This is a genomic window from Pseudomonas sp. UBA4194 (assembly GCF_002379585.1).
GTDB lineage: Bacteria > Pseudomonadota > Gammaproteobacteria > Pseudomonadales > Pseudomonadaceae > Aquipseudomonas.
Map to the genome: position 1 here is coordinate 35,124 of NZ_DFUE01000084.1, position 8,275 is coordinate 43,398.

Here is an 8,275-nt window from a genome sequence, read left to right on the forward strand (position 1 = left end):
TCATTGCGCTCCGAGGGGGGCGGCGGACTCGGGCTTTTTCCACCAGGTATCGGTGCCGATGTCGTACTTGGGCGTCACGCTGGGGTGGCCGATGGTGTTCCAGTAGGCCACGCGCCAGGTCTTGATGTGCCAGTTGGGGATCACATAGTTGCCCCACAGCAGCACTCGGTCCAGGGCGCGCGTGTGGTCGATCAGGTCCTGGCGCGAGCTGGCGTTGATCAGGCCTTCCACCAGGCTGTCGATGGCCGGGTCCCGCAGGCCCATGTAATTGCGGCTGCCGGGCTTGTCGGCACTGGAACTGGACCAGTACTCGCGCTGCTCGTTGCCGGGCGAATTGGACTGGGCGAAGCTGCCGACGATCATGTCGAAATCCCGTGAGCGTACGCGGGTGATGTACTGGGAAACGTCGACCCGGCGAATGACCAGTTCGATGCCCAGGTCCGCGAGGTTACGTTTGTAGGGCAGCAGCACCCGTTCGAACTCCGGCTGGGCGAGCAGGAACTCCACGGTCACGGGCTTGCCCTGGGCATCCACCATCTTGTCGTTCTGGATGCGCCAGCCGGCCTCCTGCAACAGCTTGTAGGCACGACGCTGCTGATCGCGGATCACTCCGCTGGCATCGGTGACCGGATTGCTGAACGGCGTGCTGAACACTTCATCGGGAATCTGGCCGCGCAAGGGCTCGAGGATGTTCAGCTCGGCAGGGCTTGGCAGGCCGCTGGCGCCCATGTCGGAGTTTTCGAAGTAGCTGTCGGTGCGGGTATAGGCGCCGTTGAACAGCTGCTTGTTGGTCCACTCGAAGTCCAGCAGCACCGCCAGGGCTTCACGCACGCGGCGATCCTGAAACATCGGCTTGCGCAAATTGAACACGAAGCCCTGCATGCCGGTGGGGTTACCGTTGGGAATCTCTTCGCGGATGAGCCGGTGCTCGCGTACGGCGGGGATGTCGTAGGCAGTGGCCCAGTTCTTCGCGCTGGTTTCGAACCAGTAATCGAACTGGCCAGCTTTCATCGCTTCCAGGGCCACCGTGTTGTCCCGGTAGTATTCGGTCTGCAAGGCATCGAAATTGAACATGCCGCGGTTCATGGGCAGGTCCTTGGCCCAGTAATCCTTGACCCGTTCCAGGCGAATCGAGCGCCCGGCCTGTACGTCGGCCACCTTGTAGGGACCGCTGCCCAGAGGGATGTCCAGACCGCTCTTGGTAAAGTCGCGACCTTCCCAGTAATGCTTGGGCAGCACCGCGAGTTGGCCGAGGATCAACGGCAGTTCGCGGTTGTCGTTGTGCTTGAACTTGAAGAGCACGCGATGGGGGTCTTCGGCGATCACGTCGGCAACGTCGGCGTAGTAGCCACGGTACAGTGGCGAGCCGCTTTTCATCAGGGTCTCGAAGCTGAACACTACGTCTTCTGCGTGGATCGGGTGGCCGTCGTGGAAGCGTGCCTCGGGGCGCAGGTAGAAACGAACCCAGCTGTTGTCGGGGGCTTTCTCGATCTGGCCCGCCACCAACCCGTATTCGGTAAAGGGCTCGTCCAGGCTGGCGCGGGCCAGGGTGTCGTAGATCATGCTGACGTCGGCGGCCGGCACCCCTTTGCTGATATAGGGATTGAGACTGTCGAAACCGCCGAAACCGTTCTGCCGGAAGGTGCCGCCCTTGGGCGCGTCCGGGTTCACGTAGTCGAAGTGCTGAAAGTCGGCCGGATACTTTGGCGCTTCGCCGTACAGGGTCACGGCATGCTGGGGTGCAGCGAGCGCCAGGCTGGCCACCGCGCTCAACAGCACGGCGCCCATCGGCGTGGACAGGGCACGCAATGGCATCATCGAGAGATCTCCGTGGGCTTCAACCACCAGGCACTCAGGCCCAGCGTATAGGGCGGCGTGGTGACAAAGGCCAACCGGCTGCGGTAGGCCAGGCGGTGGTAGTTGAGGTACCAGTTGGGAATCATGTAGTGCTGTGACAGCAGCACGCGGTCGAGCGCGCGGGCGGCGGCCACTTGGTCGTCGCGGTTCTGCGCGCTCAGCAATTGTTCGAGCAGACGGTCGACCACCGGGTTATCGATCCCGGCGTAGTTCTTGCTGCCTCTGACATTGGCCTGACTGGAATGAAAGTACTGCCATTGTTCGAGGCCCGGGCTGAGCGTCTGGCCGAGGGTCAGCAGGATCATGTCGAAGTCGAACTGATCCAGGCGCTGCTTGTACTGGGCGCGATCGACGGTGCGTAACTCGGCCTGGATACCGAGACTGGCAAGGTTGGCCACGTAGGGCCCGAGGATACGTTCCAGGTTAGGGTTGACCAGGAGGATTTCCAGGCGCAGCGGCTGACCCTTGCTGTTCAGCATGCGGTCGCCCTTCAGGCTCCAGCCGGCCTCGCCCAGCAGTGTGAGAGCCTGGCGCAGGGTGGCGCGGGGAATGCCGTTGCCCTCGGTGGTGGGTACGCTGAAGGGCTCCAGGAACAGACTGGGCGGCAGTGCATCCTTGAACGGTGACAGCAGCAGGCGCTCCTTGCCGGCGGGGAGGCCACTGGCGGCGAATTCGCTGTTGGGGTAGTAGCTGGTGGTGCGCTGGTAGGCGTCGCTGAACAGCGCCCGGTTGGTCCACTCGAAATCGAACAGCAGGCCCAGCGCCTGGCGTACTCGCGGATCGCCGTAGGTGGCGCGACGGGTGTTGAAGAACAGGCCCTGGGTCTGCGTGGGAATGCGGTGAGGGATCTGCGCCTTGATCACCTCGCCCCTTGCCACCGCCGGAAAGCGGTAGCCGTTGGACCAGTTCTTGGCCTGGTGCTCGATGTAGATGTCGAACTCGCCTGCCTTGAACGCTTCGAAGGCCACGTCGCTGTCGCGATAGAACTCCACCTCGACCCGGTCGAAATTGTACTTGCCGCGGTTCACCGCCAGGTCCTTGCCCCACCAGTTCCTGTCGCGCTGGAACACCAGACGCCGGCCTGGCACCACCTGAGTGATGCGGTATGGGCCGCTGGTGACCGGCGGCTCGAAGGTGGTGGCCTGGAAGTCCCGACCCTGCCAGTAGTGTCGCGCCAGCACCGGCATCTCGCCCAGGCGCAGGATCAACAGTGGATTGCCGGAACGTTTGAACACGAAGCGCACTCGGCGCGGGCCCAGCACGTCGACGCGCAGCACTTCCTGAAGGGCGGTGCGGTATTGCGGGTGGCCCTGGCTCAGCAGGGTTCGATAGGAGAACGCCACGTCGGCGGCGGTGATCGGCTTGCCGTCGTTGAATCGGGCCTCGGGTCGCAGGTTGAAGACCACCCAACTGCGGGTCTCATTGAACTCGACCGACTGGGCGATCAAACCGTAGCTGGAGGTGGCCTCATCGCCGGACGGGGCGTACTGGCCGGTGCCCACCATCAGCGGCTCGCTCAACTCGTTGACGCCGTACTGCAGGAAGTTGGGTGTCTGAACCGGGCTGGTGCCCTTGAAGGTGTAGGGGTTGAGAGTGTCGAAGGTGCCAAATGCCATGACCCGCAGCGTGCCGCCTTTGGGCGCGTCGGGGTTGACCCAGTCGAAATGGGTGAAGCGGGCAGGGTACTTGAGCAGACCGAATTGCGCATAACCGTGGCTTTCGCTGATCGTGGCGCTGGCGGAAAAGCTCAAGGCCAGGCCTAGGGAGAGCAGGAGGAGGGGACGCATCAATTCACGGATCCGATCCAGGCGGCTTTGGGCTTTGTTGCAGGTACAGTAACAGTTTGTATCAGCAGGAAAAAGAGTGGGGCGTGCGGGAAGGGGATGGGGCAGGGTAGGGTCTGGGGTTTGCAGTGGATGACGCGTCATCCACCGCAGATCACGGCAGGTTATTTACGATCCAGATAGACCGTTAATGTCTGGCCAGGCTTGAGCGCATGACCGCTGCGTGGGTTCCAGCGCTTGAGGTGCTGCATCTCGACATTGAAGCGCTTGGCCACCAGGTACAGCGAGTCGCCCTTGCGGACCTTGTAGGTGGTGGTTTTCTGCGCGCTGCTCTTGGCGGACGAACCCGACGACGCCACTGCCCGGCCCGTGGACGGCGTGTTTGCCTGCATGACCAGGGTCTGGCCAATCTTCAGATTCTTTCCGGTCAACTTGTTCCAGCGCTGCAGGTCGCGGGTGCTGACCTTGTTGGCCTTGGCAATGAGCGCCAGGTTGTCGCCCTTGCGCACCTTGTAAGCGCGCGGACGGCTCGGCTCGGCGATCGCCACATCATCGAAGACTTTCTGCGGCGGCGCCAGGCTCAGCAGTTCGTCAGGCTTCATGTTCGACAGGCTGGCGGTGAGCAGTTGCGCCTTGGCGGTCGGTACCAGCAGATGCTGGGTCGGCTCCATGGTCACACGCTTCTTGAACGCCGGATTGAGCTGGAACATCTCGTCTTCGTCGATGCCGGCCAGGGCAGCAACCCGTGACAGGTCCACACGCTGGTTGACTTCGACCACGTCGAAATAGGGTCGATTGGCGATGGGGTTGAGGTTCACCCCGTAGGCTTCCGGCGACTGCACCAGCTCCGACAGTGCCAGCAACTTGGGCACGTAGTCGCGGGTTTCCTGTGGCAGGGGCAGGTTCCAGTAGTCGGTCGGCAAACCGAGCTTCTCGTTGCGCTCCATGGCCCGGCTGACGGTGCCTTCGCCGGCGTTGTAGGCCGCCAGTGCCAGCAGCCAGTCACCATTGAACATCTCGTGCAGCTTGCTCAGGTAGTCCAGTGCCGCTGCGGTGGAGGCGGTGACGTCGCGACGCCCGTCGTAGAAACGGGTCTGGCGCAAGTTGAAATAGCGACCGGTGGACGGGATGAACTGCCACAGGCCCGAGGCGTCGGCGCGCGAGTAGGCCATGGGGTTGTAGGCGCTTTCGATCACTGGCAGCAGGGCCAGCTCCAGCGGCATGTCGCGCTCTTCCAGACGCTCGACGATGTAGTGCATGTACAGGCTGCCGCGGTCGCCGGCACTTTCCAGGAACGATGGGTTGCTGACGAACCACAGGCGTTGTTGCTCGACCCGTGGGTTGACGGCGACGCTGTCTTGCAGCTGGAATCCTTCGCGCATGCGCTCCCAGACATCGTCGGGTGCAGGTTTTCTGGCTTGGGTCTGGCTCTGGAAGATCGGCTTGGGCCGTACATGGCTGGTCAGAGCGTGCGGGCGAGCGGCGGCGGTGTCGGTTGGCGCCACCTGGGCGGTGCTCTGACAGCCGGCCAGGCCGGCGCACAGCGCCACTGCAACGGCCTGGGCCAGTCGCGTCAATGCGTCGGAATTGATGGTTTTGCGTATAGTTGACGACATTGGCTGGACGATAGTTCCGGGCGAAAATGTCGGGCGATTCTAGAAAGCAGACGGGTGAGGGTCAACCTTTGAGAATTTTTCGACGCAAAACAACAGCCTTTAGAACTTATCTTTCCAAGCACGTAAGGTTGTGAAAACCCCCTGTGCCGTGGCATGGCGGCTGCCTGCCCGTTCGTCTGCTTTTTCCCTGACGCTGACCTCGTCCGCTCGCAGAAAGGGGTTTGTCAGCTTTTCCAACCCGATAGTTGATGGCAAAGTGATGCGATTTTCTGCCCGCAGGTGGCTAACGTCGGCGAAGCGTTGCGCAACATGGGTATTGCCTGGCTCCACGGCCTGGGCGAAACGCAGGTTGCTGAGCGTGTATTCATGGGCGCAGTAGATCAGGGTGTGGTCCGGCAGGGCCGCCAGGCGCTGCAAGGACGCGTGCATCTGCGCCGGGGTGCCTTCGAACAGGCGGCCACAACCCGCGGCAAACAAGGTGTCGCCGGGGAACAGCAGCGGCGTCTCATCGGCTTCGTGGTAAAAGGCGATATGGCCCAGGGTGTGCCCCGGTACGGCGTACACTTGCAACTCCAGGCCCAGGACGCGCAGGCGTTCACCGTCGTTCAGGGCGTGGTCGCGCCCCGGAATGCTTTCCCCTGCCGGGCCATGGACGGTAGCACCCGTGCGCGCCTTGAGCGCGAGCACGCCACCGACGTGGTCATTGTGGTGGTGGGTGATGAGGATATCGGTCAATTGCCAGCCGGGATGGGCGTCGAGCCATTGCTGCACTGGCGCGGCATCGCCGGGATCGACCACCGCGCAGCGCTGTTGCGAAGTGTCTTGTAACAACCAGATGTAGTTGTCCAAGAAAGCGGGCAGGGCTTCAATCTGTATCATGGCTCGATTCGCTTGGTTTCGATTAATGGTTCATCTTACGTGTCCAACCGGCATCAGGTGAACCTCAGGGTGGGAGATCGTCATGACCGATACAGCCTTCGCGCAGGCCGACCCAGAATGGCTGGCGCTGATCAGCGAAGCCCGCGACTGGTTCGCCGGCCCCCACGGGCAGTTGTTGCTCGGCGAGGAGCAGCGTCTGCTCGAGGAAGAGCTGGGGCGTTTCTTCGGCGGCTACCTGGTGCATTACGGGCCCAGCGCCGAGCCACCGCCGGTGGCCGGGCAGATCCAGCGTAACGTGCGTCTGGGGGCGCCGTTGCCCGGCGTGGAGATCGTCTGCGAAGAACAGGCGTGGCCGCTGGGCGAGCACGCCGCCGACGTGGTGGTCCTGCAGCACGGGCTGGACTTCAGCCTGTCGCCGCATGGTCTGCTGCGCGAAGCCGCCAGTGCGGTTCGCCCCGGCGGGCACCTGCTGATCGTTGGTATCAATCCGTGGAGCCCGTGGGGCCTGCGCCATGCGTTTGCCAAGGATGCCCTGGGCAAGGCCCGCTGCTTCTCCGCTTCGCGGGTGGCCGACTGGCTCAACCTGCTGGGCTTCGGGCTGGAGAAACGCAGGTTTGGCTGCTATCGTCCGCCGCTTGCCTCGCCCAAGTGGCAGGCGCGCCTGGCCGGTTGGGAACGTGTCGCCGGTAGCTGGCAAAGCAGCGGCGGCGGCTTCTATATACTGGTCGCACGCAAGATGGTGGTGGGGCTGCGGCCGTTGGTGCAACAGCGTCGCGAGCCCATGGGCAAGCTGCTGCCGTTGCCCATGGCCAAGGTCAACCGAGACAACCCGAACATTGATGGAAAAGCCCGATGAGTGACACTGTGGAAATCTTCACCGACGGCGCCTGCAAGGGCAATCCCGGCCCCGGTGGCTGGGGCGCGTTGCTGGTGTGCAAGGGCGTGGAGAAGGAATTGTGGGGTGGCGAAACCACTACCACCAACAACCGCATGGAGCTGACCGCGGCCATCCGCGGTTTGCAGGAACTCAAGCGCAACTGTGACGTGCTGCTGGTGACCGACTCCGAGTATGTGATGAAGGGCATCAACGAGTGGATGGTCAACTGGAAGAAGCGCGGCTGGAAAACTGCCGCCAAGCAGCCCGTGAAGAACGCCGACCTGTGGCAGCAACTCGACGAGCAGGTCAATCGCCATCAGGTGAAATGGCAGTGGGTGCGCGGGCACAACGGCCACCCCGGCAACGAGCGCGCCGACGATCTGGCAAACCGGGGCGTGGACGAAGTCCGGGCCATGCGCCAGGCGTAGGTACGGGGCGGGGGCTGTGGTAAAGTCCCCGGCGATTTTCGTTCATCCGATTGAGAGCTGCTGCCCATGGCGATCCGTTCCGTAGTATTCGACACTGAAACCACCGGTATGCCGGTCACCGATGGCCATCGGGTGATCGAGATCGGTTGCGTCGAACTGATGGGACGGCGCCTGACCGGACGCAACTTTCACGTTTATGTCCAGCCCGATCGCCCCAGTGACGAAGGCGCCATTGGCGTCCACGGCATCACCGACGAGTTTCTGATCGGCAAGCCGCGCTTCGCCGAGGTGGCCGATGAGTTCTACGAGTTCATCCAGGGCGCCCAGATCATTGCCCACAACGCGACGTTCGACGTCGGCTTCCTGAACAACGAATTCCGCATCGCCGGCATGCCCGAGCGAGCCAACATTGCCGAATACTGTACCGTAGTCGACAGCCTGGCCATGGCCCGCGAGCGTCATCCGGGGCAGCGCAACAGCCTGGATGCACTGTGCAAACGCTACGGCATCGACAACTCCAACCGCGAGTTGCACGGCGCGCTGCTCGACTCCGAGATCCTGGCCGACGTTTACCTGGCCATGACCGGGGGGCAGACCAGCCTGTCTCTGGCGGGCAATGCCAGCGACGGCGAGGGCAACGGCAACCAGGGCAGCGAGATCCGCCGCCTGCCTGCCGGCCGCGTGCCAGCGCGCATCATCCGTGCCAGTGACACTGAGTTGGCTGAGCATATGGCGCGGTTGGAGGTGATCGGGAAGTCTGCGGGGGGGGAGGCGTTGTGGATGCAGTTGGGGGGTTGATTGGGGTGATTGGGGGTTGATCGGGGATTTGGGGTG

7 protein-coding genes are annotated in these 8,275 nt (G+C 63.1%); 3 read left to right on the top strand and 4 right to left on the bottom strand.

From position 1 onward, the window contains the following. The 4 genes from B3397_RS20085 to gloB all read right to left on the bottom strand — a co-directional run bounded on the left by B3397_RS20085 (position 1) and on the right by gloB (position 6,136). Positions 1-1,818 carry an extracellular solute-binding protein gene (locus tag B3397_RS20085; RefSeq protein WP_296253437.1) on the bottom strand — a complete coding sequence of 606 codons (1,818 nt, stop codon included), beginning with the start codon at positions 1,816-1,818 and terminating at the stop codon, positions 1-3. After that, positions 1,815-3,644 carry an extracellular solute-binding protein gene (locus tag B3397_RS20090; protein ID WP_296253439.1) on the bottom strand — a complete coding sequence of 610 codons (1,830 nt, stop codon included), beginning with the start codon at positions 3,642-3,644 and terminating at the stop codon, positions 1,815-1,817. The genes B3397_RS20085 and B3397_RS20090 overlap by 4 nt, the downstream gene beginning before the upstream one ends. A 161-nt stretch (positions 3,645-3,805) precedes the next feature. Next, positions 3,806-5,257: a lytic transglycosylase domain-containing protein gene (locus tag B3397_RS20095; RefSeq protein WP_296253441.1), complete on the bottom strand. Its 1,452-nt coding sequence runs from the start codon at positions 5,255-5,257 to the stop codon at positions 3,806-3,808. Between the two features lie 99 nt (positions 5,258-5,356). Beyond that, positions 5,357-6,136: a hydroxyacylglutathione hydrolase gene (gene gloB / locus B3397_RS20100; protein ID WP_296253443.1), complete on the bottom strand. Its 780-nt coding sequence runs from the start codon at positions 6,134-6,136 to the stop codon at positions 5,357-5,359. Between the two features lie 82 nt (positions 6,137-6,218). On the opposite strand from gloB, the gene B3397_RS20105 reads away from it, so the two are divergent. The 3 genes from B3397_RS20105 to dnaQ all read left to right on the top strand — a co-directional run bounded on the left by B3397_RS20105 (position 6,219) and on the right by dnaQ (position 8,239). After that, complete coding sequence (locus B3397_RS20105; protein WP_296253444.1) at positions 6,219-6,992, top strand: class I SAM-dependent methyltransferase; 774 nt, start codon at positions 6,219-6,221, stop codon at positions 6,990-6,992. Further along, positions 6,989-7,441, top strand: a complete 453-nt coding sequence (gene rnhA, locus B3397_RS20110; RefSeq protein ID WP_296253447.1) for a ribonuclease HI — start codon at positions 6,989-6,991, stop codon at positions 7,439-7,441. Before B3397_RS20105 ends, rnhA begins: the two co-directional genes overlap by 4 nt. Positions 7,442-7,507: 66 nt before the next feature. Next, positions 7,508-8,239, top strand: a complete 732-nt coding sequence (gene dnaQ / locus B3397_RS20115; RefSeq protein WP_296253449.1) for a DNA polymerase III subunit epsilon — start codon at positions 7,508-7,510, stop codon at positions 8,237-8,239. The last annotated feature ends 36 nt before the right edge of the window (positions 8,240-8,275 follow it).

What these genes read in the sequence shown, in the direction of transcription:
- B3397_RS20090 (WP_296253439.1), bottom strand. Translation starts at nt 3,644, where the DNA reads ATGCGTCCCCTCCTCCTGCTCTCCCTAGGCCTGGCCTTGAGCTTTTCC.
- dnaQ (WP_296253449.1), top strand. Translation starts at nt 7,508, where the DNA reads ATGGCGATCCGTTCCGTAGTATTCGACACTGAAACCACCGGTATGCCG.
- rnhA (WP_296253447.1), top strand. Translation starts at nt 6,989, where the DNA reads ATGAGTGACACTGTGGAAATCTTCACCGACGGCGCCTGCAAGGGCAAT.
- B3397_RS20105 (WP_296253444.1), top strand. Translation starts at nt 6,219, where the DNA reads ATGACCGATACAGCCTTCGCGCAGGCCGACCCAGAATGGCTGGCGCTG.
- gloB (WP_296253443.1), bottom strand. Translation starts at nt 6,136, where the DNA reads ATGATACAGATTGAAGCCCTGCCCGCTTTCTTGGACAACTACATCTGG.
- B3397_RS20085 (WP_296253437.1), bottom strand. Translation starts at nt 1,818, where the DNA reads ATGATGCCATTGCGTGCCCTGTCCACGCCGATGGGCGCCGTGCTGTTG.
- B3397_RS20095 (WP_296253441.1), bottom strand. Translation starts at nt 5,257, where the DNA reads ATGTCGTCAACTATACGCAAAACCATCAATTCCGACGCATTGACGCGA.